Origin of the sequence: Yoonia maritima (genome assembly GCF_043641945.1) — a bacterium.
Classification (GTDB): Bacteria; Pseudomonadota; Alphaproteobacteria; order Rhodobacterales; family Rhodobacteraceae; genus Yoonia; species Yoonia maritima_B.
The window spans coordinates 579,662-602,469 of the sequence record NZ_JBHZRX010000001.1 but is presented as its reverse complement, the minus strand read 5'-3'; the positions used below and the strand labels follow the sequence as shown (position 1 = coordinate 602,469).

Annotated in this window: 25 protein-coding genes and 2 tRNA genes; 10 read left to right on the top strand and 17 right to left on the bottom strand. The window is 54.9% G+C overall.

What is annotated here, in order from left to right:
- Positions 1 to 119 precede the first annotated feature (119 nt).
- Genes acsA through ACHUEV_RS03085 form a run of 4 tightly spaced genes read left to right on the top strand, consistent with a single transcriptional unit; the run spans position 120 to position 5,333 of the window.
- Positions 120 to 1,865 (top strand): acetate--CoA ligase, encoded by a 1,746-nt coding sequence (gene acsA, locus ACHUEV_RS03100; RefSeq protein WP_394177591.1) that lies wholly within the window; start codon positions 120 to 122, stop codon positions 1,863 to 1,865.
- Positions 1,862 to 3,865 (top strand): pyruvate dehydrogenase (acetyl-transferring) E1 component subunit alpha, encoded by a 2,004-nt coding sequence (pdhA, locus tag ACHUEV_RS03095; RefSeq protein WP_394177590.1) that lies wholly within the window; start codon positions 1,862 to 1,864, stop codon positions 3,863 to 3,865. Before acsA ends, pdhA begins: the two co-directional genes overlap by 4 nt.
- Positions 3,862 to 5,091 (top strand): dihydrolipoamide acetyltransferase family protein, encoded by a 1,230-nt coding sequence (locus ACHUEV_RS03090; protein WP_394177589.1) that lies wholly within the window; start codon positions 3,862 to 3,864, stop codon positions 5,089 to 5,091. Before pdhA ends, ACHUEV_RS03090 begins: the two co-directional genes overlap by 4 nt.
- 2 nt (positions 5,092 to 5,093) lie before the next feature.
- Positions 5,094 to 5,333 (top strand): acyl carrier protein, encoded by a 240-nt coding sequence (locus ACHUEV_RS03085; protein WP_394177588.1) that lies wholly within the window; start codon positions 5,094 to 5,096, stop codon positions 5,331 to 5,333.
- Here the strand turns inward: ACHUEV_RS03085 and ACHUEV_RS03080 are convergent.
- The 12 genes from ACHUEV_RS03080 to ACHUEV_RS03025 all read right to left on the bottom strand — a co-directional run bounded on the left by ACHUEV_RS03080 (position 5,330) and on the right by ACHUEV_RS03025 (position 12,511).
- Positions 5,330 to 5,476: a hypothetical protein gene (locus tag ACHUEV_RS03080; protein WP_394177587.1), complete on the bottom strand. Its 147-nt coding sequence runs from the start codon at positions 5,474 to 5,476 to the stop codon at positions 5,330 to 5,332. The genes ACHUEV_RS03085 and ACHUEV_RS03080 overlap by 4 nt on opposite strands.
- A gap of 371 nt (positions 5,477 to 5,847) precedes the next feature.
- Positions 5,848 to 5,922, bottom strand: a tRNA-Phe gene (locus ACHUEV_RS03075).
- A gap of 94 nt (positions 5,923 to 6,016) precedes the next feature.
- Positions 6,017 to 6,202, bottom strand: coding sequence for a DNA gyrase inhibitor YacG (locus tag ACHUEV_RS03070; RefSeq protein WP_106356607.1), 186 nt, complete (start codon positions 6,200 to 6,202; stop codon positions 6,017 to 6,019).
- Positions 6,202 to 7,236, bottom strand: coding sequence for a ribonuclease E/G (locus tag ACHUEV_RS03065; RefSeq protein WP_106356608.1), 1,035 nt, complete (start codon positions 7,234 to 7,236; stop codon positions 6,202 to 6,204). Before ACHUEV_RS03065 ends, ACHUEV_RS03070 begins: the two co-directional genes overlap by 1 nt.
- Positions 7,233 to 7,838: a Maf family protein gene (locus tag ACHUEV_RS03060; RefSeq protein WP_394177585.1), complete on the bottom strand. Its 606-nt coding sequence runs from the start codon at positions 7,836 to 7,838 to the stop codon at positions 7,233 to 7,235. Before ACHUEV_RS03060 ends, ACHUEV_RS03065 begins: the two co-directional genes overlap by 4 nt.
- A gap of 90 nt (positions 7,839 to 7,928) precedes the next feature.
- Positions 7,929 to 8,147 carry a translation initiation factor IF-1 gene (infA, locus tag ACHUEV_RS03055; protein ID WP_007205486.1) on the bottom strand — a complete coding sequence of 73 codons (219 nt, stop codon included), beginning with the start codon at positions 8,145 to 8,147 and terminating at the stop codon, positions 7,929 to 7,931.
- 131 nt (positions 8,148 to 8,278) lie between these two features.
- Positions 8,279 to 8,767: an arsenate-mycothiol transferase ArsC gene (locus ACHUEV_RS03050; protein WP_394177584.1), complete on the bottom strand. Its 489-nt coding sequence runs from the start codon at positions 8,765 to 8,767 to the stop codon at positions 8,279 to 8,281.
- 1 nt (position 8,768) lies between these two features.
- Positions 8,769 to 9,248 (bottom strand): UPF0262 family protein, encoded by a 480-nt coding sequence (locus ACHUEV_RS03045; protein ID WP_394177583.1) that lies wholly within the window; start codon positions 9,246 to 9,248, stop codon positions 8,769 to 8,771.
- Entirely contained in the window at positions 9,245 to 10,555 is a 1,311-nt protein-coding gene (gene hisD, locus ACHUEV_RS03040) for a histidinol dehydrogenase (RefSeq protein ID WP_394177582.1), read from the bottom strand. Before hisD ends, ACHUEV_RS03045 begins: the two co-directional genes overlap by 4 nt.
- A gap of 61 nt (positions 10,556 to 10,616) precedes the next feature.
- Positions 10,617 to 11,090, bottom strand: a complete 474-nt coding sequence (locus ACHUEV_RS03035; protein WP_394177581.1) for a DUF2948 family protein — start codon at positions 11,088 to 11,090, stop codon at positions 10,617 to 10,619.
- A complete protein-coding gene (gene murA, locus ACHUEV_RS03030) occupies positions 11,087 to 12,355 on the bottom strand; it encodes a UDP-N-acetylglucosamine 1-carboxyvinyltransferase (RefSeq protein WP_394177580.1) in 1,269 nt (422 codons plus the stop codon). Before murA ends, ACHUEV_RS03035 begins: the two co-directional genes overlap by 4 nt.
- A gap of 6 nt (positions 12,356 to 12,361) precedes the next feature.
- Entirely contained in the window at positions 12,362 to 12,511 is a 150-nt protein-coding gene (locus ACHUEV_RS03025) for a hypothetical protein (protein WP_204353891.1), read from the bottom strand.
- An 87-nt stretch (positions 12,512 to 12,598) separates the two neighbouring features.
- Here ACHUEV_RS03025 and ACHUEV_RS03020 point away from each other — a divergent pair.
- Positions 12,599 to 12,673, top strand: a tRNA-Thr gene (locus ACHUEV_RS03020).
- 327 nt (positions 12,674 to 13,000) lie between these two features.
- Complete coding sequence (locus ACHUEV_RS03015; protein ID WP_394177579.1) at positions 13,001 to 13,810, top strand: IclR family transcriptional regulator; 810 nt, start codon at positions 13,001 to 13,003, stop codon at positions 13,808 to 13,810.
- A gap of 60 nt (positions 13,811 to 13,870) precedes the next feature.
- On the opposite strand, the gene ACHUEV_RS03010 is transcribed toward ACHUEV_RS03015, so the two are convergent.
- A complete protein-coding gene (locus ACHUEV_RS03010; protein WP_394177578.1) occupies positions 13,871 to 14,935 on the bottom strand; it encodes an OmpP1/FadL family transporter in 1,065 nt (354 codons plus the stop codon).
- Between the two features lie 280 nt (positions 14,936 to 15,215).
- Here ACHUEV_RS03010 and ACHUEV_RS03005 point away from each other — a divergent pair, with 280 nt between their 5' ends.
- The 4 genes from ACHUEV_RS03005 (at position 15,216) to ACHUEV_RS02990 (ending at position 19,012) form a co-directional block, all read left to right on the top strand.
- The gene (locus ACHUEV_RS03005; RefSeq protein WP_394177577.1) at positions 15,216 to 15,971 is read left to right on the top strand and encodes an enoyl-CoA hydratase/isomerase family protein; all 756 of its coding nucleotides are present in this window, start codon (positions 15,216 to 15,218) and stop codon (positions 15,969 to 15,971) included.
- A gap of 253 nt (positions 15,972 to 16,224) precedes the next feature.
- Positions 16,225 to 17,469 carry an acyl-CoA dehydrogenase family protein gene (locus tag ACHUEV_RS03000; RefSeq protein WP_394177691.1) on the top strand — a complete coding sequence of 415 codons (1,245 nt, stop codon included), beginning with the start codon at positions 16,225 to 16,227 and terminating at the stop codon, positions 17,467 to 17,469.
- 3 nt (positions 17,470 to 17,472) lie between these two features.
- Positions 17,473 to 18,237, top strand: coding sequence for an SDR family NAD(P)-dependent oxidoreductase (locus tag ACHUEV_RS02995; protein ID WP_394177576.1), 765 nt, complete (start codon positions 17,473 to 17,475; stop codon positions 18,235 to 18,237).
- Positions 18,238 to 18,241: 4 nt separating this feature from the next.
- Entirely contained in the window at positions 18,242 to 19,012 is a 771-nt protein-coding gene (locus tag ACHUEV_RS02990) for an SDR family oxidoreductase (RefSeq protein ID WP_394177575.1), read from the top strand.
- Between the two features lie 34 nt (positions 19,013 to 19,046).
- On the opposite strand, the gene ACHUEV_RS02985 is transcribed toward ACHUEV_RS02990, so the two are convergent.
- Genes ACHUEV_RS02985 through ACHUEV_RS02970 form a run of 4 tightly spaced genes read right to left on the bottom strand, consistent with a single transcriptional unit; the run spans position 19,047 to position 22,741 of the window.
- Entirely contained in the window at positions 19,047 to 19,748 is a 702-nt protein-coding gene (locus ACHUEV_RS02985) for an ABC transporter ATP-binding protein (RefSeq protein WP_394177574.1), read from the bottom strand.
- 1 nt (position 19,749) lies between these two features.
- Complete coding sequence (locus tag ACHUEV_RS02980) at positions 19,750 to 20,508, bottom strand: ABC transporter ATP-binding protein (RefSeq protein ID WP_394177573.1); 759 nt, start codon at positions 20,506 to 20,508, stop codon at positions 19,750 to 19,752.
- Entirely contained in the window at positions 20,505 to 21,788 is a 1,284-nt protein-coding gene (locus tag ACHUEV_RS02975) for a branched-chain amino acid ABC transporter permease (RefSeq protein ID WP_394177572.1), read from the bottom strand. The genes ACHUEV_RS02980 and ACHUEV_RS02975 overlap by 4 nt, the downstream gene beginning before the upstream one ends.
- Positions 21,785 to 22,741 carry a branched-chain amino acid ABC transporter permease gene (locus tag ACHUEV_RS02970; protein ID WP_394177571.1) on the bottom strand — a complete coding sequence of 319 codons (957 nt, stop codon included), beginning with the start codon at positions 22,739 to 22,741 and terminating at the stop codon, positions 21,785 to 21,787. Before ACHUEV_RS02970 ends, ACHUEV_RS02975 begins: the two co-directional genes overlap by 4 nt.
- Positions 22,742 to 22,808 lie beyond the last annotated feature (67 nt).

Genomic DNA, 22,808 nt, shown 5'->3' with positions numbered 1-22,808 from the left:
CGAACAAAGCATTCACAAACACCTTTTTTCTAGATTTTCCGGTCGATTGATCTCGATCAGCTAAGAACGTTTTGCGCCGCTTATCTTGCCAATATGGAAGCAAAGGGAGTGGCGCGTATATGGAAGACGTACGGATCACGAAGGATGCTAAGACGAAGCGTCGCGCGAATCTGGAAGACTATGCGGCGACCCGGACTGACTTTACTTGGCAGGATGCGCGCTCTGAGATTAGTGGGCTGCCCGGTGGAAAGCTGAACATTTGCCACGAAGCGATCGATCGTCACGTCGCCGCCGGGCACGGGCCGCAGATCGCGTTGCGTTGGATATCCAAGTCTGGCGAGCGCAAAGATTTCACTTATTCAGACCTGCAACACCAAACCGACCGCTTTGCCAATGTCCTCAAGGCCAACGGGATTTCCCGTGGCGATAAGGTCTATTCACTTTTGGGGCGTGAGCCAGAACTGTATATCGCGGCGCTTGGCACGCTAAAGGCGGGCGCCGTGTTCTGCCCATTGTTTTCAGCCTTTGGCCCCGAACCCATCCATGCGCGGATGGAGATCGGCGGCGCAAATGCGTTGGTCACGGACAAGCGCCTTTATAAGCGAAAGGTGAAAGGCTTGCGCGACCGGCTCCCTGAGCTTCGCAAGGTATTCCTGACCGATGGCGAGGAGGAAGACACCCAGCACTTGGCCCCGCTGATGGAGGCTGCATCCGGCAAGTTCGAAATCGTGCCAATGGATCCCGAAGACACAGGGCTATTACACTTTACCTCTGGCACCACGGGCAAGCCAAAGGGCGTTGTTCATGTCCACGAAGCAGTCGTCGCCCACCATATTACGGGGCGTTTTGCGCTCGATCTGCGGCCAGAGGATATTTATTGGTGCACAGCCGATCCCGGCTGGGTCACGGGTACATCTTACGGAATTATCGCCCCGCTAACCAATCGCGTCACAATGATCGTTGATGAGGCGGAGTTTGATACGAACCGCTGGTACGACACGCTCGAAACTGAGGCCGTGAACGTTTGGTACACCGCCCCAACCGCCATTCGGATGTTGATGAAAGCGGGTACTGAGGTCGCGCAAGAACATAAATTTCCCGCCCTGCGCTTTATGGCCAGTGTGGGCGAGCCACTGAACCCAGAGGCCGTGATCTGGGGCAACGATACCTTTGGCATGCCCTTTCACGACAACTGGTGGCAAACTGAAACCGGCGGCATCATGATTGCCAATTTTGCGTCAATGGATGTCAAACCGGGGTCTATGGGTAAGCCGTTGCCGGGAATTGACGCAGGTATCGTCCAGGTCACTGACACGGGCGTGTCCGAACTGACCGAGCCACTTGCGATGGGCGAATTGGCTTTGCGCCCTGGCTGGCCGTCGATGATGCGTGATTATCTTCATGAAGAGGCGCGCTATAAAAAGTGCTTTCAAGATGGTTGGTATCTGACTGGCGACCTCGCCATGCGTGATGCCGACGGGTATTTTTGGTTCGTCGGTCGCAGCAACGATCTAATCAAGAGTGCAGGCCACCTGATTGGCCCATTCGAGGTCGAAAGCGCCTTGATGGAACATAAAGCCGTTGCCGAAGTGGGCGTGATCGGCGTGCCTGATGAAACCATGGGCGAGCTTGTCAAAGCCTATGTCGCGTTAAAACCGGGCCATGAACCCAGTGAAGATTTAATGCTAGAACTGATCGGCCATGCCCGTAAACGGCTGGGGCCTGCGGTCGCCCCCAAAGAGATCGTATTTCGTGAAAACCTGCCCAAGACCCGAAGCGGCAAGATCATGCGCCGGCTTTTGAAGGCGCGCGAACTTGGCCTGCCCGAGGGCGACATCTCAACCTTGGAAAGTGACGAGAAATGACCGTAACATCGCTTAAGCCACACCTTGATCACGCACATGTTCGTTCACTTCTAAAAGACATGATCCGCATTCGGCGGTTTGAAGATAAATGTGCAGAACTATACACACAGCAAAAGATCCGCGGCTTCCTGCATCTCTATGACGGTGAAGAGGCGATCGCCGCTGGGATCATCCCGCTGTTGGAAAAGCAAGACCGCGTCGTTGCAACCTATCGTGAACATGGCCATGCGCTGGCGCGTGGCATTCCGATGGGTCCGATTTTGGCGGAAATGTACGGCAAGGCCGAAGGCTGCGCAGGCGGACGTGGCGGGTCGATGCATTTGTTTAGCAAGGATCACAACTTTTATGGCGGAAATGCCATCGTTGGTGGCGGTTTGCCGATGGCGGTTGGCCTTGGGTTGGCCGACCGGATGGCGAAAACCGATGCGATCACGGTTTGCTTTTTCGGCGAAGGTGCCGTGGCCGAGGGCGAATTCCACGAAAGCATGAACCTTGCTGCCCTTTGGAACCTGCCAGTTTTGTTTGTATGCGAAAACAATGGCTATGCCATGGGATCAGCCATCGGCATTACTGAATCCCAAACAGAGATTTGCACTAAGGCCCGAAGTTATAACATCGAGGCGCAGCATGTTGACGGTATGGATATTGTCGCGACAGAGGCGGCCGGGCGAAAGGCGCTCAAATCCATTGCCGAAACAGGCAAGCCGTATTTTCTGGAATGCCAGACCTATCGGTTCCGCGCCCATTCGATGTTCGACGCACAGCTTTATCGGTCCAAAGAAGAAGTAGCTGAATGGCGTAAACGTGGCCCGATTGTTAGGTTCCAAGCGTGGCTAAAAGAGGCGCGATTACTACATGCTGACGAAGTGGATGAAATCACGAAAGAGGTCGATGCAGAGATTGCTGATGCCGTTTCCTTTGCCGAAGCGGCCAATGATGAACCTGTTGATAGTCTAACGCGTTACGTGATGGCCCCAGATCGGCCCAAACCGCCCGCGCGCATTGAGCCCGGTAAACTGATCACAACAACCTACCGAGAAGCCGTCAAAGCAGGGATCGTTGACGCAATGACCCGCGATGATCGTGTATTTCTTATGGGTGAAGACGTTGGTCGCTACGGCGGTTGCTACGCAGTCAGCAAGGGGTTGCTTGACCAGTTTGGACCGGATCGCATCCGTGACACCCCGCTATCAGAGTCCGGCTTTACGGGCGCAGGCATTGGCGCTGCAATGGCCGGGATGCGACCGATTGTTGAGCTGATGACAGTCAACTTCTCACTGCTGGCGCTTGACCAAATCCTGAACACAGCCGCCACAATGCGGCATATGTCGAACAATCAATTCGGTGTGCCTGTCGTCATTCGAATGGCGACCGGTGCGGGCAAACAATTGGCCGCGCAGCATTCTCATAGCCTCGAGGGATGGTATGCCCATATTCCCGGACTTCGCGTTTTGGCGCCTGCAACGCTCGAAGATGCGCGTGGGATGCTATGGACCGCCTTGCAGGAGCCGGACCCGGTTCTGATTTTTGAAAATGTCATGCTCTACAACAAAGAAGGGAGCCTTGCCGAAAATACGGGGCCAGTTGACATTGATCACGCTGCATTGCGCCATGTGGGCGATGATCTGACCCTGATTACCTACGGTGGCTCTGTCGACAAAACCATCGAAGCCGCGCGCGCCCTTTTGTACGACGGCATCTCTGCCGATGTAATTGATCTGCGCAGTTTGCGGCCGCTTGATATGGACACGATCCTAGCCTCCGTTCGCAAAACCCATCGTGCTTTGATCGTGGATGAAGGATGGCGGTCAGGAAGCCTAGCTGCTGAAATCGGGATGCGTCTGGCGGAGGAGGCGTTTTTTGATCTTGATGCGCCACTGGCCCGTGTTTGCAGCGAAGAGGTGCCGATCCCCTATGCGCAGCATCTTGAACGTGCCGCTATTCCGCAAACCGACAAGATCGTCGCCGCAGCCAAAAACGTGATGAGGGCAAAACCATGAGCGCCTTTGTCATGCCATCGCTCGGCGCGGATATGGAGGCCGGGACACTTGTCGAACAACTGATTGCCGCAGGCGAACCTATTAAGCGCGGCGATGTCATCGGGGCTGTGGAAACCCAGAAAGGTGTGATTGAAATGGAAGTGTTCGAAGAAGGCATTTTAGATAAATGGTTGGTCGATATCGGCACGCGCGTGCCTGTGGGCACGCCGCTCGCGATGATCCGCGCTGCGGGATCGGCGGCGCAGGACATACCAGAGCCAACACCGCCACAACCCACGCCCCCCGAAGAACCCATTCCGGATGAACCCCAGCCAGAACCTACACCGTTGGAAGATGAGCCCTTTGTTGACCCAACGCCGCAAATCCCAGAGCCGGAATTTCCCGAACCAACCCCAATGCCTGAGATCGAACCACCCATGCAGGGCCAACGACCGCAGGTTTCGCCAGCTGCACGTCGGCTGGCAGCACAGCGCGGGATCGACATTGCGACCATCACGGCAGGCGCAGGCGGTGTTGTGTCCCTTGCAGATGTCGAGGCGCTTGGCAGTGCGCAACAAGCCGCGCCATTTGATATGCGGTCCGCCATCGCCGCTGCGATGTCCCGGTCTAAACGCGAAATCCCACACTACTATTTGTCGCATCAAATAGACCTGAGTGCGGCAGATGCTTATGTAACTGAAATAAACGCTGACCGTGATCCAGAAAGCCGGCTTTTAATAGGTGTGGTGTTCGCCAAAGCCATTGCCAAGGCACTTAAAAAATACACCGAATTCAACGGGCACTTCACCAACGGAGAGTTCGTCGCGAGCGATGCCGTCCACCTCGGTATGGCGATAAATATCCGTGGAGGTGGATTAGTTGCGCCTGCGTTATTCGACGCTGAAAGCAAGGACCTCGACACGCTAATGACCGAATTACGCGATCTTGTTTCGCGCGTCCGTGAGGGTCGGTTTCGGGCCCGCGAATTGTCAGACAGCACGATAACATTGTCCAGCTTGGGTGATCGTGGTGTCGATCAGCTTTATGGCGTCATCTATCCGCCTCAGGTCGCTATCGTCGGTATCGGCACACCGCGAATGCAGCCCATGATCGAAAACGGCGAGGTCCGCGCGGGCCTAGGCAGTACTCTGACGTTGGCAGCTGATCATCGCGTCAGCGACGGGCATCGTGGTGCGCTATTCCTGCGGGCGATAGACAAACATTTACAACATCCGAAAGATCTATAACGATGAACGAACATGAAAAAGCGCTTGCTGACGAACTGTATCGGATCGCCCCTGATATCGGTCTAGATGACATCGACCGTAGCGCGGACCTACGCGAAGAATTCGACATCGATTCCATGGATTTCCTAAAGCTCGTCACTGCATTGAGCAAACGCTACGAAATCGACATTCCCGAAGCAGATTATGATCAGATGGGCAGCTTTGACGCCATTGCGCGGTACTTAGCGAGCCGAGCAAGCTAAGCAGGCATGCGCAAAGGTTCCATATCAAGCCGGTAATCCTGCCCGACACGAAATACCGTTTGGTTTGGCACTTCGTACCAATCCTCGGCAAAGGTGACGGGTTGCTTGCTGATGTACTCCTCGAAGACGGGCACTTCGACCACGAAGAAGTCGCTTTTGCTAAGCGAAAGACTTATGACTCCCCCACGGCCACCAGGACACCTAAGGCATGCCCATTTCTTGATGTCGCCGCTCTCGACATGTGTGAGCTGGTCAGGTGCAATCAAGGTGGCTTTCGAACAAGAAGATGTTCCAGCGCAAAGGAAGGGTGTCGAAATTTTATCTTCGATGTTGCCGAGGCTAGGATATGGGAACCAGAGCGAACTCGAGAGAATACTTGGAGCGCTGCCTAAACAATAGCTCCGTGCCACAGTTAAGTTGCGTAGCCGGCACCCAAATGACACCCAACTCAAATTCAGCGACTGCAAGCCATATTCGATTATATCTGTTTATCTAATTATATCAGAGAGCTAAATGGTGCCCGGGGGCGGAATCGAACCACCGACACGAGGATTTTCAATCCACTGCTCTACCCCTGAGCTACCCGGGCACGGGTTGGTTTTGCTAAGTGCATCCCCTTGGGTAGCGGCGTTTTAGACGCGGTGGCGGGGGGTGTCCAGAGGGAAGTTGGGTTAAATGCACAGTTAGTGCGGTTTCTTTTCCTCGGCGGCGCGAAGTTCGTTTTCCAACTCTTCTGTATCCTCGGGATCGGCGGCTGGAATCGCGTAACTGCCGCTAAACCATTTGGCCAGATCGATGTCTGCACAGCGCTTAGAACAAAAGGGTCTAAACGCTGTCTCTGTTGGTTTTTTGCAGATCGGACAGGCCATTAGAGGTTCGCAAAGAGTTGTTTGGGGAACGGCGCGCGTTCGCGTTTTCGCTGTAGTTCAAACAGCCCCATCGGGGTCCAGCCGACGAGCGAGGTTTCGATTGGGTCGTTCTTGAAAGCGGCGCGTAGCGATTGCTCAAGCTGTTTGCGGTGCGCCTTGGACATCGAAACGAAATCTACGCTGACTTGTCCGGCAAGTCCGCGCAGTCGTAGTGCACGGGGCAGGGCGCGGGCGGCGGCAAGGTTTGCCTTAAGCGCAGCGGCTGGCGATGTGTCATTGCCGGTGTTGACGTCAACTGCGACAAGGGCGCGCGTTGGCTCGACGTACATCGTGCCTTCGCCCAATGGCACCATCGGGCCTTCTAGTGCTGCGAGCTGATCGAGTACGCCGTGTGTTTCGAAGCTACCTGCGTCGGTCACGACGTTTGCTACGCTGGACCATTCGCGCCATGCGATTGTGTGCGGTCCATCGCCTTCGGTCAGTGCCTCGGGGGTGGTGCCTTCCGCGTCACCTAGGACAGCGTCTGCAAGCGATAGCATCGCAACGATGTCTTCGGCAATTTCAGCCTCATCCGCGGCTTCGCATGATGACCGCAGGATTAAGCCATGTTCGCTGTCAAAGACTTCATGCGCGATGGCCAATAGGTTGTCGCGTGTGTCTTCGTCTGTGATTTGACGCGAGATGTTCAGGCCGGGCTTGCCCGGGGTGACAATCGCGTAGCGGCTTTTGAAAAGTACGCGGTCAGTCACTGGAATTGCTTTGCCGCCTTCACTGTATCCGGTCACTTGGATCAGCAGTGGTTGGCCGGGACGCAGGCCTTTGCCCGCGCGTAAAAATGCGGTTTCGCCGTCAGGTAGGCGCAACATCATCCCGCCTTGGCCCTTGATAGGGCGGTCGCAGATGCCACGGTAAATTGCGCCGGGGCGTGGGGCGTCAACGTCGTCGATCAGCAGATCGTCGAGCTTGCCATCGACCAGATATGCGGCGACTTCGATATCGCCAATGTGGTCAAGAATGATTGAGCGACCCTTCATGTGTCACCTTTATAAAGTGGGAAACCTGCAGCGGTCAAAAGTCCGGCGGTCTCTGTTAACGGTAGGCCGACGATCCCTGTGTAGGATCCGTTGACCCAGGGGATGAATGCGCCTGCTGGGCCTTGGATGGCGTATCCGCCTGCTTTGCCTTGCCAGTCGCCGCTTGCTAGATAGGCGTTCACTTCGGCATCTGATAGCTGCTTCATCGTGACGGTGCTTTGGACGTCTTTTTGCCAGATCTGATCGCCGCGTTTGACGGCGACCGATGTGATGACTTTGTGCCGACGGCCAGAAAGCGCGTAAAGAAATGCAGCGGCTTCGCCCGTATCGCTGGGTTTCCCCATGATACGCCGGCCCAATGCGACGGTGGTATCTGCGCAAAGCACGACCTCGCCTTCGCCTGCAACAACGGCAGCAACCTTTTCAGCAGCGATCCGGTTTACGTAATCGCGCGGCAGTTCAGCTTTGTGAGGGTCTTCGTCAATATCGGGTGGGCGAATCGCGATGGGCGTTACGCCTAGCTGCGCTAACAGTTCGAGCCGCCGTGGCGAACCGGATCCAAGCACAAGCTGAAGGTCTTGAAGAGGGGGGAGCGTCGTCATTGGGTTGCCGTTTCGCTGTTGCTAAGCGGCGGCCGCGTTTCGCCCAAAGGCAAAACGCCGACCCGCAGTGGGCGAAACATGCGTTTCGCCTTATTTAAAGCGATAGTTGATCCGACCTTTAGTCAGATCGTAGGGTGTCATCTCGACTTGGACTTTGTCGCCAGCCAGAACCCGGATGCGGTTTTTGCGCATCTTACCTGCCGTATGCGCGATGATCTCATGGCCGTTTTCCAGCTCGACCCGAAACGTCGCGTTTGGCAGAAGTTCTTTCACGACACCTGGGAATTCGAGCAGTTCTTCCTTGGCCATGTGATCTCCTGTGTTTCACCTCCGCCGAACTTGGCGGACGGCGCCTAAATGCGCCCGAAACCATCAATTTTCAAGGCCTAATCAGCGCGACGCCACGAATGTGACGGTTTTGATGTTAAATTTAGATCAATTTAAGCGCTAGAAGCGGCTTTGACCTTGCCCGGACCCCAGCGTTTGATCAGTCGGTCTTTGATTTGGTCGCGTGCCTGACGGTACATTTCAAGCCGTGCCTCGCGGTCATCGCCAATGCCCGTTGGGTCTAGAATTGGCCAGTATTCGACTTCGATGTGATAAAACTGGGTCAAATCAAGCGCGCGGCGTTGGCTTGCGGGTGACAGCGCGAGGACAAGATCAAACGAAGACAGATCGTCGCCCCATTCTTCCATTTCGTCGAATGTGCGGGACCGGTGTCGCGATAGTTCGACCCCGATTTCGGCGCAGACGGCGACGGCGAAACCGTCGATTTCAAGGTCGTTCTTTACGCCGACTGACTGGATGTAACAGTCTTTGCCAAAAAGGCTTTTCATGATTCCTTCGGCCATGGGCGACCGCACGGAATTATAGTCGCAGCAAAACAGAACGGACTGCGGTAGAGGCTCGAATTTGTCGCCGTCCACCAATTCAGCCACCAAAATGAAGAACGCAAATGAGGGTGAATAGGCGGCGGGCGGTGTCTGTGTCGACTTCGGCTTTGCCTTCTAGGCGTTCTTGCAGGACACGTGCACCTTCGTTGTGAATGCCACGCCGCGCCATATCGATGGTTTCGATCTGGCTCGGAGGCAGTGTTTTGACCGCGTCGAAATAACTTTCACAGATTTGAAAGTAATCTTTGACGACTTGGCGAAACGGGCCCAACGAAAGGTGAAATTCGCCTGCCGGGCTTTCGTCGTCGGTTTGGATATCAAACACAAGGCGGCGTTCGCGAATAGACAGGCCAAGCCGATACGGCCCCGGCGGCACTTCGCGGCCTTCGCGGGCGGGTAAGTCAAAGCTGTTGTCTTCAAGCAGATCAAACATCGCGACTTTGCGCTCTTGTTCGATCTCGGGCGTGGGCGCGGGCAGGCCGCTGTCGTCTATTGTGATGTGGCTGATTTTGCTCATGGTTCACCTGCATTCAGACGATCCAAACGCGCGCGAACAGATAGCCCGTGCGCCTCTAGGCTTTCGGATTTGGCGAGCCGTTCGGCGGCTGGGCCAATTGCGGCCAACGCTTCTGGGGTCATGCGTGATAGGGTCGTGCGTTTGATGAAATCCATGACGGATAATCCACTTGAGAAACGAGCAGAACGTGCCGTGGGCAGAACGTGGTTCGGTCCCCCAATGTAGTCACCAATCGCTTCGGGTGTCCAACCCCCGATAAAGATCGCGCCAGCGTGCGTCACCTGATCGGCCAATTTTTCAGCATCTGCTGTACATAGCTCTAGGTGTTCGGGCGCGATGCGATCTGACAGGGCGACGGCTTCGTCCATGTTCGCCACAGTAATCACCGCACCAAAATCGCGCCAGCTGGCACCCGCAATTTCGCGGCGTTCCAGCGTTTCTAGCCGCTTTTCAACTGCAGCTACCACGGCCTGACCGAAATCAGCGTCGTCTGTAATCAACAGCGATTGTGCGCTTTCGTCGTGCTCTGCTTGGCTTAGCAGGTCGAGCGCGATCCAGTCGGGATCGTTGTCTTTGTCAGCGATCACCAAGATTTCCGAGGGGCCAGCGATCATGTCGATGCCGACCTTACCAAAGACACGGCGCTTGGCGGCTGCAACAAAGGCGTTGCCGGGCCCGGTGATTTTATCAACAGGCGCGATTGTATCGGTGCCATAGGCCAACGCGGCAACGGCCTGCGCCCCACCAATACGATAGATTTCGTCAACGCCAGCAATCTTTGCGGCCATCAGAACCAAAGGGTTGGTTACACCGTCCGGTGTTGGCACGACGATAGCCAAACGACCAACGCCCGCAACCTTTGCCGGGATCGCGTTCATCAAGACAGATGACGGGTAAGATGCCAAACCGCCCGGCACATAGAGACCAGCCGCAGAGACCGGGGTCCAGCGCCACCCCAAGGTCGCGCCTGTGTCGTCTGTCCACATATCGTCTGCGGGCATTTGCCGGGCGTGGTACGCGCGAATCCGTTCTGCGGCCAATTCCAACGCTTCGCGATCTGCGTCACTGACCTTTGCGCATTCTGCTTCGATCTCCTCAGCAGAAAACCGCATGGTTTCAGGCGAAAGTTCTAGGCGGTCAAATTTGGCCGTCAGTTCCAACACCGCCGCATCGCCGCGTGCGCGCACGTCAGCGATGATATCTGCCACAATATGATCGACATCTGGGCTGTCTTCGCGCTTTGCGCCCAACAGGGCGATAAAGCGGCTTTCGAAATCGGCATCAGACGTGTTTAGAAACTGTGGCATAGGGCACTCCTTCAACGCAGGACATAGCCGCCCGCGCGACGCGCATCAATGCGCCATTCTATCACTCTGGGTGGGCTGGTGCCTTGCCTGACGGGGCGACGTAGGGGCGGGTCACATCACGCAAGATAACCTCAAGCGCTTCGACCTCGAACGCAATGGCGCCATCGCCCGCGAGCGTTAGCTCAATACGACCTGCACCATCTTCACCGGGAGTAAAGCTGATGGACAGAAGTGAAAACACCATCTCAGGATCGGATTTGTCTACCCCTTGGCTTTGGACGCGCATCACGTCTTCGAAAGCGAGAACAGCTTGGACCCGTTCGTGGCCGTGGCGCACTGAATTTTCAGCATCCTCCCAACGGTAACGGTTCAGCAGCAAGGCAAAGCGACGCGCCTTGCGATCCCAGCGCATTTCAGACGCTGGGAATACGGCGTCTTGGACCAGTGCTGCGATCACTGTCAGGTCGTCGGCATCCAGTGCTTTGAGGCGTAGAGGAGCCTCTTTGCCATCTTCGAAACGTGCGTCTTCGGTCATGATTCAGATACCCGTTCAATTTGTGCGCCAATTGCGCCCAGCTTTTCTTCGACATGCTCGTAGCCGCGATCAAGGTGATAAACGCGGCTGACGACAGTTTCGCCTTCGGCAGCAAGGCCCGCAAGAATCAGTGAAACAGAGGCGCGCAAATCGGTCGCCATGACGCGGGCCCCTTTTAGGCGCTCAACACCGTTAACGGTTGCAGTGCCGCCGTGTACTTCGATGTTTGCGCCCATGCGGATCAGTTCTGGGGCGTGCATAAAGCGGTTTTCAAAGATTTTCTCTTCAAGAACAGAGGTACCTTCAGCTGTACACAGCATCGCCATCATCTGCGCTTGAAGGTCAGTTGGGAAGCCGGGGAACACTTCGGTTGTGACATCAACGGCATTCGCACGGTCGCCGCGACGTTTCACCTTTAGGCCATCGGGCGTTTCCGTCACCTCAACACCAGCGGCGTCCAGTTTTTCAACGAAGGATGTGACCAAATCCATACGACCACCAAGGCATTCCACCTCACCACCTGCAAAAACAGGGGCCAGCATATATGTGCCAAGCTCGATCCGGTCAGTCACAACAGGGTGGGTCGCTGCGCCAAGGCTATCGACACCTTGGATGGTGATCGTGCTGGTTCCTTCACCTTCGATCTGCGCGCCCATGCGACGCAAGCAATGCGCAAGGTCAACGATTTCAGGCTCACGCGCAGCGTTTTCAATGACGGTCGTGCCTTTGGCCAATGTCGCCGCCATCAATACGTTTTCAGTCGCCCCAACGGATGCAAAGCGAAGTGGAACCCGCGCACCTTTCAGGCCACCTTTGGCCACTGCATGCAGATAACCGTCTTTCAATTCAATCTCTGCGCCCATCGCCTCAAGGGCGGTGACGTGAATATCCATTGGGCGCGCACCAATCGCACAGCCGCCGGGCAGGGACACAATAGCCTGATGATGACGGGCGAGCAGGGGGCCAAGAACAAGGTTCGAGGCACGCATCTTGCGCACGATTTCATAGTCAGCAGTCGTCGATGTCATGTCATGCGATGACAGAACCTGCACTTTGCCACCTTGCATGGATGTGACTTCAACACCCAAAGACTGCAAAAGCGCTGTCATTGTCTTAATGTCCGACAGGCGTGGCGCGTTGGTCAGCGTCAGGGGTTCCTCTGACAGCAAGGTTGCAGGCATCAGCGTCAGCGCCGCGTTCTTTGCCCCCGCGATCTGGATTTTTCCGTTAAGGGGTTTGCCGCCTTTGACAACAATCGAATCCATGCCTGCCTACTCTTTCTCTTTTTTATCGTTACCCGCAGCGCGAGCACGTGCCTGCGCCTTACGCTTGGCCATATTTGCCTTGAGCGCCGCCTTTAGCCGATCTTCGCGGCTTGTGGCAGTCTTGCCCTTACTACTCTTGGTTTGTTTGTCGCTCATGACAGCCCTGTTAGCAATATGTGCAAAAAGCGTCCAGTCAGGGCTTGCACCAACGCGCATTTGCGTCTAATTCCCCGGCTCACGGATGCTGTGGTAGCTCAGTGGTAGAGCGCGTCATTGGTAATGACGAGGTCGGGAGTTCAATTCTCCCTCGCAGCACCATCCCAAATCATTGAAATCGCTAAGAGCCGTTCACAGTTAGGGCGCTGGTCCATTTAGCCGTTCCAAAGTGTGTTTTATAACGGAACGAGGCATTGGCGGGCAAACTGCGACATCTGTTGGATGCAATTGGGCGCTGTTGTGCAAGTTCGGTCATTCCAGTTGGTTCACGCGGCGACATGCGTGGAGAGATAGAGCTTTGCAGCGCTGGCCGCTGAAAACCTTGGATTTCGAATAAACCAATTGGCGTTTTTCGTCCGGGCGCATAGACATGTGCGGTGAGGCTTATCAGGACGTGCTTCTGATACGAGTTGGAGAACTAGGTACGATATGGCGGACGAAGAATTGAACGACATTGACGGTGATGATGACAGGAAATTTGTTTCAGCGCTTGCACGCGGTTTGGATATTCTGCGTGCGTTTCGTCCACATGAGACGACACTGACCAACCTTGAGATTGCGACGCGGACGGGTTTGCCAAAGCCGACTATCTCGCGGCTGACACACACTTTATGTAAACTCGAGTATCTCGTGTATTCTGAGCGCACAGGGACATATCGGCTTGGGGGCGGTGTTCTTGCGCTTGGGTTTGGCGTTCTCTCAGGGATCGAGATGTCTGACCGTGCAAACGATGAGCTGATCGACCTGTGCTCTGGTCCTAACCCACATCTCACAGCGTCATTCGGTGAACGGTTCCGGATGTCTGTCGTTTATACTGCTGTGCGCCGCAGCCAGCAGGCGGTGTCTCTAAGCAATAACATTGGTGCGCGGCTGCCGTTGTTTCATAGCGCAATCGGGCGGGTTATCTTAGCGACGATGCCAGAGAATGAACGCCAAGAGCTATTAGAGATTGCGATCAAAGAGCGCCCGGACGACGAGGGGCGTATTCGCGAAGGTTTGAAGCAGGGCTTAGCTGACTATGCGGAATATGGTTTCTGCACTTCATTCGGAGGCTGGCTGCCAGAGGTTAACGGTATCGCAGCGCCTGTGTTCTCACTGAATGGAGACCGTACGTTTGGTATAAACGTAGGTGGGCCATCATTCCTTGTGGAACCTTCAGAACTGATCGAGGTCTATGGACCGCGTGTTCTGGCCGCTACGCAGCGGTTATCCTACGGTTCTGTGCAGTCGAAGGACTGAGGCGTTCAAGTGAACAAGGGGACACCTGCGCCCCCTTGTTGTTTTTGTACTGCTAGCAGATCAGAAAGTCCGCGCGATCTTGAAACCTACAGCAAGTGTAGTGTTGTCGTTGAACGCGCTGCCCGCGTTGGAGACTGCGTCGCCATTGCTCAGCACTTTGACCAAGCCAGAGATTTTAGTCTGGTCCCTTGTATAGGTCCCGCCAATACCCAAGCCGAATTTCCCATCCGTTGGTGACAGATCGGATACTGGGCTGTCAGTGGGCGGTTCATAATCGACGGTGATCGCGCCGGCCCATTCTTTGCTAAAGCCGCGCCCCACGCCAAAGGACGTTTGAAGCGTGTCGTCGGCATAGCCCACAAGGTCACCAAAGCTGTTTGTATTGATGTCCAAGGATGTCCAATCGATATAACGCGCGCTACCGAAGATCACCGTTGTCGGTGATACCGCATGCCGAAATTCGAGGTTAAGCGACTCTGGCATGTCGAATGTCGTTTCACCGTCATCCGCGTCGTTAAAGGATACGTCTGCTTTGTGTTCAACTGCGGAATGATAAGTCAGTGAAATCCGTGCGGCCTTGGCCGGGATCTCATATGCCGCACCTATGGTGTACCCAAAGCCAGTGCTTTCTTTGATTGTGTTTTCGGCACCAGCGGCGGGTAGGTTGACGTCGATTTCAAGTGTCTCTGCACGAATGCCGCCGTGAATGCTGAACCCGTTTCCTAGCTTGTACCGTCCGAGCGCTGTGATCGCTGCGCTGTTCCATTCGGTATTTGCATCCGTAAAGACCCCATTTGTGGCGTCATCGTTGTAAGTGATGTTGGCCCCCCATGGCTGATCAAAGACTACGCCAAAGGAAAGACTGTCATTGATATCTTTCTTAAAGGCACCTGCGAAGGCAAAATAGGTGTCGCCCAAATCGCTGATGCTATCACCGCCTACTGTTTCACCCGTTAGATCGGGCGAGACCGCTGAAAAGCTAAGCTCACCGTAAGTACCGCGTTCAAAGATGGGCGTGATGGACTGCCCTGAACGTTCAGGTGTTCCAGCCGCTACAGCGGTGGCGCAAAGCGTACCGGCTGCGACCGTCAATCCGAACAATGTTGTCTGTGATTTTATCGTCATTTTTTCCTCCCTGTTGCACCTGACACGGTGCGTGCCAACAAGATTTTGCAAGTGAATGGGCTGTGTCAATGAAAATGCGAAATTAAGTTTCGCAAATGATACAATTGTGCGAAATTAAGTTTCGCAGTTGTAAAATCGTGTCGGTTTACGGCCTATCGGCTGGGGCTAACCACGGTCTGGTCTTGGACTCTGAAACAAGTTCGAATCATTTTTTCCGCTGCCGAAGTAATGGAGCCTGATCCTGAAAACCCGGGTCAAAATGAACAAAGAGGTGGATGCGATGATCGAACAAACTCTGGACGATGGTGTGCTGGTGTTGACCATGTCAGACCCATCACGTCGGAACCCGGTGGGGCATAAAGCACGTATGATGCTTACTGCTGCTTTGGCCGAGGGCCAGCGTAATTCTGACGTAGGCGCAGTGGTCTTAACTGGGGGCGGCGGTCATTTTTCGGCGGGCGGAGATATCAGCGAAATGGGGGCATCAACTTTTTCGCAATCGCGGGACCGTTTTTCGGTCATGAAGGATTTGACTAGCCGCATGACCCGCTTTCCCAAACCACTTATCGCAGCGGTCGAGGGCTGGGCGGCTGGCGCGGGGTTTTCGCTTGCATTGGCGTGTGAGACCATCGTCGCCGCAGAGGATGCTCGCTTTATCGCTAGCTTTGCTAAGATTGGCTTGATCCCAGATATGGGTATGTTGGCGACCTTGCCCGCACGTGTAGGGGCGGGGCGCGCGCAACAGATGATGTTGAACCCGGTGCCGATGAACGCGCCACGCGCTGAGACCATTGGCCTAGTGGATCATTTGACAGAACCGGGTGCTGCGCTTGATCTTGCCGTGTCGTTGGCGCGCACGGCGATGCAAGCGGCCCCAATGCCGCGCGCCTATATTCGTGATTTCTTGGCGTGGCAGGTTGATGCTGCATTGGAATACGAGCGTCAGTTGCAGCCGTTGTTGGGCCGAAGTGCGGATGCTGCGGAAGGGCGGGCCGCATTTCTAGCGAAGCGAGCGCCGGTCTTTACTGGGAAGTAGTTTTTTCTGCGAAATATAATTCCGCTATGCGGTATTGGCATATGGCTGCTTGCCGACTAAGGTATCCATGTCGGGCGTACTGCGCCGGATGCACGGCGCTTTGTCGCGCCGCGGGGAGGAAACAACTGTCTGGCCCAAAAGCGTTGCGCTTTCTGGGCTGTCCTTGGCCGTGTTCGTGTGTCCGGTTCTTTGCATCGCCCATAATAGTACGCCGCGAGGAGCAAGCATGGCACACACCGATACGCCCTTTGAGATGAACAATCTTGAGATGTCCGACAAAGCCAAGCCTTTGCTGGCAGCCGTGACAAAGCACATCGCAGAAAATGTGGACCCGATCACAGAAGAATTTCATGCTGCTGCCAATACGGGCGAGGCGCGGTGGTCTTTATCGCCGCGTCAAACCGAGCTGCTGGAAGGCGCAAAGCAAAAGGCGCGCGATGCAGGGCTTTGGAATTTCTTTCTGCCAAACGCCGAAACTGGCGAGGGTCTTTCGAACCTAGATTACGCTTATATCGCGTTTGAGCTGGGCAAGAACCCGTTGGCATCCCAGACACTAAACTGCTCTGCGCCGGATACGGGCAATATGGAAGTGTTAGAACGCGTCGGAACGCCTGCGCAAAAAGAGAAATGGCTAAAGCCGCTGCTTGCCGGTGAAATCCGGTCCTGTTTTGGCATGACAGAACCGCAACATGCGTCATCCGATGCGCGCAATATCCAGACATCGGCGGTTTTGGATGGCGATGAATGGGTCATCAACGGCGAGAAATATTATATTTCCGGGGCAGGCGACACGCGCTGCAAGGTGATGATCTGTATGGTTAAAACGTCTCCCGACGCAGAGACATTCCGGCAGCAGTCACAAATTCTGGTCCCAATGGACACGCCGGGATTAGAGATCGTTGGCCCGATGACCGTTTTCGGTGCCGACCATGCGCCGCATGGCCATATGCATTTGCGATTGAACAACGTCCGTGTTCCCAAGGAAAACATCCTGATGGGTGAAGGCTGTGGGTTTGAGATTAGCCAGTTACGCTTGGGGCCGGGCCGTATTCACCACTGTATGCGTTCGATTGGCATGGCAGAAAAATCGCTGGACCTGTTCATGTCTCGTGGGCTTGGCCGAGAGGCCTTTGGCAAGAAATTGATCGATCTGGGTAAAAACATGGAAACCCTTTCGCGCGCCCGGATCGAGATCGAAGCAATGCGTCTGATGGTTCTTAAGGCCGCGAAGGCGATGGATACGCTTGGCAACAAAGAGGCTCGCATTTGGGTGTCGATGATCAAGGCAATGGTCCCCGAAAAAGTGTGTCAGATCATTGATCAGACCATCCAAATTCACGGCGCGACAGGCATGTCTCAATGGTCAGAACTACCTGAAATGTATGCCAACCAAAGGACATTACGTTTCGCGGATGGTCCGGACGAGGTTCACCATGCAGTGGTTGCCCGTGCCGAGGTGAAGGCGTTTCAGGCGTCAAACACGCGAAACGGGGGGTAAGCCATGTTTGATCTATCTGGAAAGACCGCGCTGCTGACGGGTGCATCAAAGGGCATGGGGCTGGCGATGGCGACTGCGCTGGCAGGGCAGGGTGCGCGTGTGGTGATTTCATCGCGCAAGCAAGATCAGCTGGATGAAGCCGCCTCAGGCATAAACGCAGCAATTGGGAGGGATTGCGCCACCGGGATCGCGGCCAACGTCGGTTACAAGGATCAGCTAGAGGTGCTGGTGGCCCAGACCAAATCGGACTTTGGCCCAGTTGATATCGTAATTGGGAACGCAGGGGTGAATCCGTATTACGGCAAGACCTCTGAAATCCCTGATGCGGCTTATGAAAAGATCATGACTGCCAATGTGGAGTCTAACCTTTGGCTCGCGCAGTTGTTGGCCCCCGATATGATCGCCAACGGCGGGGGCTCGATGATATTCACTGCATCGGTAGGGGCCTACAAGCCATCCACCATGCTTGGCCATTATGGTATGTCAAAGCTGGCGCTGATCGGGTTGGTTCGTAATCTGGCGCTGGAATTTGGGCCCCAGGGAATCCGCTGTAATGCGATTTGCCCCGGTGTGATCAAAACCGATTTTGCCAAGGAACTATGGGACAATCCCGAAGCGGCTGAACGGGCGCGTAACGAAATACCGCTTCGCAGGTTGGGTGAACCAGAGGATTTCAAAGGGTTGGCCGTTTTCCTCGCCTCTGATGCCAGTAGCTATATGACCGGGCAGGCCCTGACGGTCTGTGGCGGCACAAATATGTGGGCGTAAGCGCATGGAGATTAGCGGAAAGATTGCCGTCGTCACGGGTGCGGCCAGCGGGATTGGCCGTGCGCTCGCGCTTCGGTTTGCAGCTGAAGGAGCGAAATGCGTTGTCTGTGTCGATCTAAACGCAGAAGGCGCCGCTGATACTGCGGCCGCCTGTGGTGGTGTGTCGTATCAGGTGAATGTCGGCATCGAGGCAGAGATCGCGCAGCTTATCGCGGATGTTGAAACCAACATCGGCCCGATTGATCTGTTTTGTTCGAATGCCGGGATCATGGTCAAAGGCGGTGCAGAGGCCGCAAATGAAGACTGGCAGCGGATATGGGATATTAACGTCATGGCCCATGTCTGGGCCGCACGTCATCTTGTGCCATTGATGATCGCCCGTGGAGGTGGATATTTGCTGAATACCGCGTCAGCGGCGGGGCTATTAAGCCAAGTCGGCGCGGCCCCCTATAGCGTTAGTAAACATGCGGCTGTTGGTTTGGCCGAATGGTTGGCCCTGACCCACGGCGACGATGGCATCGGTGTTTCGGTTCTATGCCCACAGGCCGTCCGGTCAGAAATGACACGCGGCAATGAACAATCCGTCGCGTCGCTGGATGGGTTGCTAGAGCCAGAGCCCGTGGCAGAGGCTTGCGTGCAGGCGATCAAAGAAGAAACCTTCCTTGTTCTGCCGCATCCAGAGGTGCTGGGGTATTTTCGTAACAAGTCTGAAAACTATGACCGCTGGATTGGCGGTATGCGCAAGCTGAACAGAATATTCCGCAAGTCGAAATGAACAAACCCAGCGCGTATGTGCGCCGGGCTATTTCCTAGACTTCAAGCCATTCTTTCCGCACAGCGTCATTCGCCTTCAATTCTTGCGGTGTGCCTTCGAACACGACCCGCCCGTGGCCCATCACATAGACGCGGTCAGAAATATCCATCGCGATGTCCAGCTTTTGTTCCACCAAGAGTGTCGAAACACCGCGCTTGGCAATTTCTTTCAGAACTTCGGCGACCTTTTGCACCATCTGCGGGGCAAGCCCTTCGGTGGGTTCGTCGATCATGATCAGGTCAGGATCACCCATTAGCGCACGGCACATGGTTAGCATCTGCTTTTCGCCGCCGGAAAGGACGCTGGCCTCGGTATCAGCGCGATTATTCAGGTTTTCGAACATGTCAAACATGTCCTGCAAAGACCAACGCCCCGATCCGTCCTTTTGGCCCGGCTTTAACCCAAGGATCAGGTTTTGCCGTGTCGTGAGCCCCGGAAAGATGTCGCGGTTTTCAGGAACATAACCAAGACCTAGGCGGGCGATGTCGAATGCTTTTTTGCCTGCAATTTCGGTGCCTTTGAAACGCACAGACCCATGCGGAGTGACTTCTCCGATCACGGTTTTGCAGGTGGTTGAACGACCAACACCGTTGCGACCCAAAAGCGCGACAATCTCGCCCTCTTGGATGTTCATGTTCACGCCTTGCAGCACGTGGGATTTGCCGTAGTAGGCGTGCAGATTTTCGATTTCCAGCATGTCAGTGTTCCGCCGTGATTGCCGTACCAAGGTAGGCTTCTTGAACTTTGGGGTTAGCGCGGACCTCTTCTGGAGTGCCTGTCGCGACGATCTGGCCATAGACTAGAACCGAAATGCGGTCGGCCAGCCCAAAGACAACGCCCATATCGTGTTCAACCATCACCAAGGTTTTGCCGATGGTCACCTTTCTGATCAGATCTACGATGTAGTCCGTTTCAGTGTTGCTCATTCCAGCGGTGGGTTCGTCAAGCATGACAACGTCAGCACCACCAGCAATCGTCAGCCCAATTTCAAGTGCACGCTGTTCGGCATAGGATAAGACCCCAGCAGGCAGATCACGGCGTGAGGTCAGGTTGATCTGTTCGATGATGGCATCGGCGGCTTCGGTTAATGGCTTTGACCTGTCGACCAATGTCCAGAATGAATACTTAAATCCCATTGAATAAAGCAGGGCACAGCGCACGTTTTCAAAGACGCTAAGGCGTGGAAAGATGTTGCTGATCTGAAATGACCGGCTTAGCCCCATGCGGTTCACTTTGAACGGGACAAGGCCGTGTAGGTCTTGCCCATGCAGATGCACCTTACCTTCGGTTGGTGCCATGCGCCGGGTTATCAGGTTGAACAGTGTTGATTTGCCAGCGCCGTTTGGCCCGATAATCGCGTGGCGTTCGCCTTTGTCGATTTTCAGATCAACGCCGCGAATGATTTCGGCTTTGCCATAGCTTTTCTTTAGATCGCTGAGTTCGAGTGCATGGTTCATTTCGCACCTCCTTCGACCGTGTTGGCATCGTGCCATGCGTCGTTAAGTTGCGGGACGAGCGCGCGTGTCACGGCGATGGCCGCCAATGTGACGATGATCACAGCACCCCATGCCACTGGGCTGTGGCTGTCGAAGATAATCCCATACAGCCCCATTTCGTGATCACCGGGTGGGGCGTGCCGAACGTGGAACAGCATCTCGAACACGGCTGCGCTTCCCAAAACTGCGACCGTTGCTGGGATCACCAGTTTTAGGTAGGGAGCGATCAGCAACCGCAGTTTTCCAAGCCGATAGGCAGGTTCATGCATCATGAGCAGCCCTGCCAATCCACGTGGGCAATACATCACTGTCAGAACAAAGATCGTGCCAATGTAAAGCGCGCCAAGCTCAGTGTAGCGGCTAAGCACGGTTGTCAGCAGGGTGAAGACAATCGCACCGATAATCGGCCCAACGAAAAACCCCATACCGCCTAGAAAGGTGATCAACAGGATCTTGCCAGACTGCACGAGGCTCATGTTTTCGGTTGTCATGATTTCATAGTTCAGCGCGAACAAGCCACCAGCGATACCCGCAAAGAACCCCGAAAAGATGAATGAATAGAAACGTACCCATCGTGCAGAATATCCTAGGAATTCTGCGCGTTCTGGGTTGTCACGTACTGCGTTGGCCATGCGCCCCATTGGTGTGCGGGTGTATAGATACATTAGCAAAACGGACAGCAGCAGCCAGCCAGCGATCAGATAATAAACTTCGGACTGGCGCAGGAATTCGACACCAAAGACGGGCAGCCCATATGTACGGTCAGCTGATACGCCCGTTTCACCGCCAAAGAAGGCGACGAAGATCAGCGAACAGGCCGCGATCAATTCACCAACCCCAAGTGAGATCATCGCAAAGACGGTTCCTGCCTGTCGCGTCGAAAAGCTGCCGATGATGCAGGCGAGGATCAGCCCGGCGAGTCCGCCAAATATCGGCAATAATGGAAGCGGCAGTGGGGCACCGGATACTTCGACATAGCTCATGACATGAACCGCAAATACGCCGCCAATGCCCATAAACACGGCATGACCGAACGATAGCATTCCCACTTGCCCCAACAGCATGTTGTAAGCCAAGGCGAAGATGATCGTGATCGCCATCTGGTTCATGACCGTAATGGTCGAATTCGCGGAAAACACAAAGGGCAGCAAAAGCAGCACTATGGTCGCGACTAACCAAGGCATGACGGTTCGGAGGCTGATGCCAAATGGTCGTGAAAAACTGTGGGTCGTATCGGTCATAAGCCACCCTTTCGGAATAGGCCGTGAGGGCGGAAGATCAGCGTCAGCACCATCAACAGGTAGGGAAGGATCGGGCCGATCTGTGACAGCGTGATTTGCCAGAAATCACGCCACGGGCTGTTTGCCATATCGGCCGGTTTACTGATCCCGATTGCGGTTAAAATGTCGGCCAAGCCGACGTTGTAGGAGGCAGCAAAGGTTGTCATCCAGCCAATCAGAAGGGATGCAAATAACGCCCCCCAAAGCGACCCCAGACCGCCAATCACGATAGTGACGAACACGATTGATCCCAAGACAAACGCCATGCCTGGGAAGGTGCCCAATACAGGCCCTGCAATGACACCCGCAACAGCCGCAAGTGCGGTACCAACGCCAAAGACGCACATAAAGATAAGTGGCACGTTGTGGCCCAATGCCTCAACTGTGCGTGGAAAACTAAGCGCCGCTTGGATGATCATGCCGATCCGGGTTTTCGTCAGTACGTATAACAGCCCCGCGAATATCCCGATGGCGATGAAAATCATAAAGACTTTGTAGGCTGGGATCGCGTTGCCAGATATTGAGAATAGCGCGAAATCAAGCGCCTCGGGCACCATGAATGGGACTTGGCTTTTGCCCCAGAAAAATTGAACGGCTTCTTCGATCAATAACGCCAAACCGAAGGTGAAGATCAGTTCGGCAACGTGGCCATGTTGATGGACGCGGCGCAGGCCATATCGTTCGACCCCGGCGCCAAAAATACCGACAATGATAGGCGCAAACAAAAGCGCCATCCAAAAGCCCATATACTGGCTGATCTGATAACCAAAATAAGCGCCAAGCATATAGAAACTGGCGTGTGCAAAGTTCAAAACACCCATCATTGAAAAAATGAGCGTTAGTCCTGCTGAAAGCATAAACAGCAAAAGGCCTGTGACGAGACCGTCAATAAGGTTGACGAGTATCAGGTCCATGTCGTTCCTCCGGGGGGTAGTCTAACACCAAATGGCGAAAAATGCGCCTGACCGGGGAATGACGATC

Excerpts from the sequence above, each read along its gene's own strand:
- ACHUEV_RS03025 (WP_204353891.1), bottom strand. The coding sequence starts at position 12,511 with ATGAGCGACAAACAAACCAAGAGTAGTAAGGGCAAGACTGCCACAAGC.
- ACHUEV_RS03035 (WP_394177581.1), bottom strand. The coding sequence starts at position 11,090 with ATGACCGAAGACGCACGTTTCGAAGATGGCAAAGAGGCTCCTCTACGC.
- murA (WP_394177580.1), bottom strand. The coding sequence starts at position 12,355 with ATGGATTCGATTGTTGTCAAAGGCGGCAAACCCCTTAACGGAAAAATC.
- ACHUEV_RS02990 (WP_394177575.1), top strand. The coding sequence starts at position 18,242 with ATGGAGATTAGCGGAAAGATTGCCGTCGTCACGGGTGCGGCCAGCGGG.
- ACHUEV_RS02975 (WP_394177572.1), bottom strand. The coding sequence starts at position 21,788 with ATGACCGATACGACCCACAGTTTTTCACGACCATTTGGCATCAGCCTC.
- ACHUEV_RS03005 (WP_394177577.1), top strand. The coding sequence starts at position 15,216 with ATGATCGAACAAACTCTGGACGATGGTGTGCTGGTGTTGACCATGTCA.
- ACHUEV_RS02985 (WP_394177574.1), bottom strand. The coding sequence starts at position 19,748 with ATGCTGGAAATCGAAAATCTGCACGCCTACTACGGCAAATCCCACGTG.
- ACHUEV_RS03060 (WP_394177585.1), bottom strand. The coding sequence starts at position 7,838 with ATGACGACGCTCCCCCCTCTTCAAGACCTTCAGCTTGTGCTTGGATCC.
- ACHUEV_RS02970 (WP_394177571.1), bottom strand. The coding sequence starts at position 22,741 with ATGGACCTGATACTCGTCAACCTTATTGACGGTCTCGTCACAGGCCTT.
- ACHUEV_RS03070 (WP_106356607.1), bottom strand. The coding sequence starts at position 6,202 with ATGGCCTGTCCGATCTGCAAAAAACCAACAGAGACAGCGTTTAGACCC.
- pdhA (WP_394177590.1), top strand. The coding sequence starts at position 1,862 with ATGACCGTAACATCGCTTAAGCCACACCTTGATCACGCACATGTTCGT.
- ACHUEV_RS03065 (WP_106356608.1), bottom strand. The coding sequence starts at position 7,236 with ATGAAGGGTCGCTCAATCATTCTTGACCACATTGGCGATATCGAAGTC.
- hisD (WP_394177582.1), bottom strand. The coding sequence starts at position 10,555 with ATGCCACAGTTTCTAAACACGTCTGATGCCGATTTCGAAAGCCGCTTT.
- ACHUEV_RS02980 (WP_394177573.1), bottom strand. The coding sequence starts at position 20,508 with ATGAACCATGCACTCGAACTCAGCGATCTAAAGAAAAGCTATGGCAAA.
- ACHUEV_RS02995 (WP_394177576.1), top strand. The coding sequence starts at position 17,473 with ATGTTTGATCTATCTGGAAAGACCGCGCTGCTGACGGGTGCATCAAAG.
- acsA (WP_394177591.1), top strand. The coding sequence starts at position 120 with ATGGAAGACGTACGGATCACGAAGGATGCTAAGACGAAGCGTCGCGCG.
- ACHUEV_RS03090 (WP_394177589.1), top strand. The coding sequence starts at position 3,862 with ATGAGCGCCTTTGTCATGCCATCGCTCGGCGCGGATATGGAGGCCGGG.
- ACHUEV_RS03085 (WP_394177588.1), top strand. The coding sequence starts at position 5,094 with ATGAACGAACATGAAAAAGCGCTTGCTGACGAACTGTATCGGATCGCC.
- ACHUEV_RS03000 (WP_394177691.1), top strand. The coding sequence starts at position 16,225 with ATGAACAATCTTGAGATGTCCGACAAAGCCAAGCCTTTGCTGGCAGCC.
- ACHUEV_RS03010 (WP_394177578.1), bottom strand. The coding sequence starts at position 14,935 with ATGACGATAAAATCACAGACAACATTGTTCGGATTGACGGTCGCAGCC.
- infA (WP_007205486.1), bottom strand. The coding sequence starts at position 8,147 with ATGGCCAAGGAAGAACTGCTCGAATTCCCAGGTGTCGTGAAAGAACTT.
- ACHUEV_RS03015 (WP_394177579.1), top strand. The coding sequence starts at position 13,001 with ATGGCGGACGAAGAATTGAACGACATTGACGGTGATGATGACAGGAAA.
- ACHUEV_RS03045 (WP_394177583.1), bottom strand. The coding sequence starts at position 9,248 with ATGAGCAAAATCAGCCACATCACAATAGACGACAGCGGCCTGCCCGCG.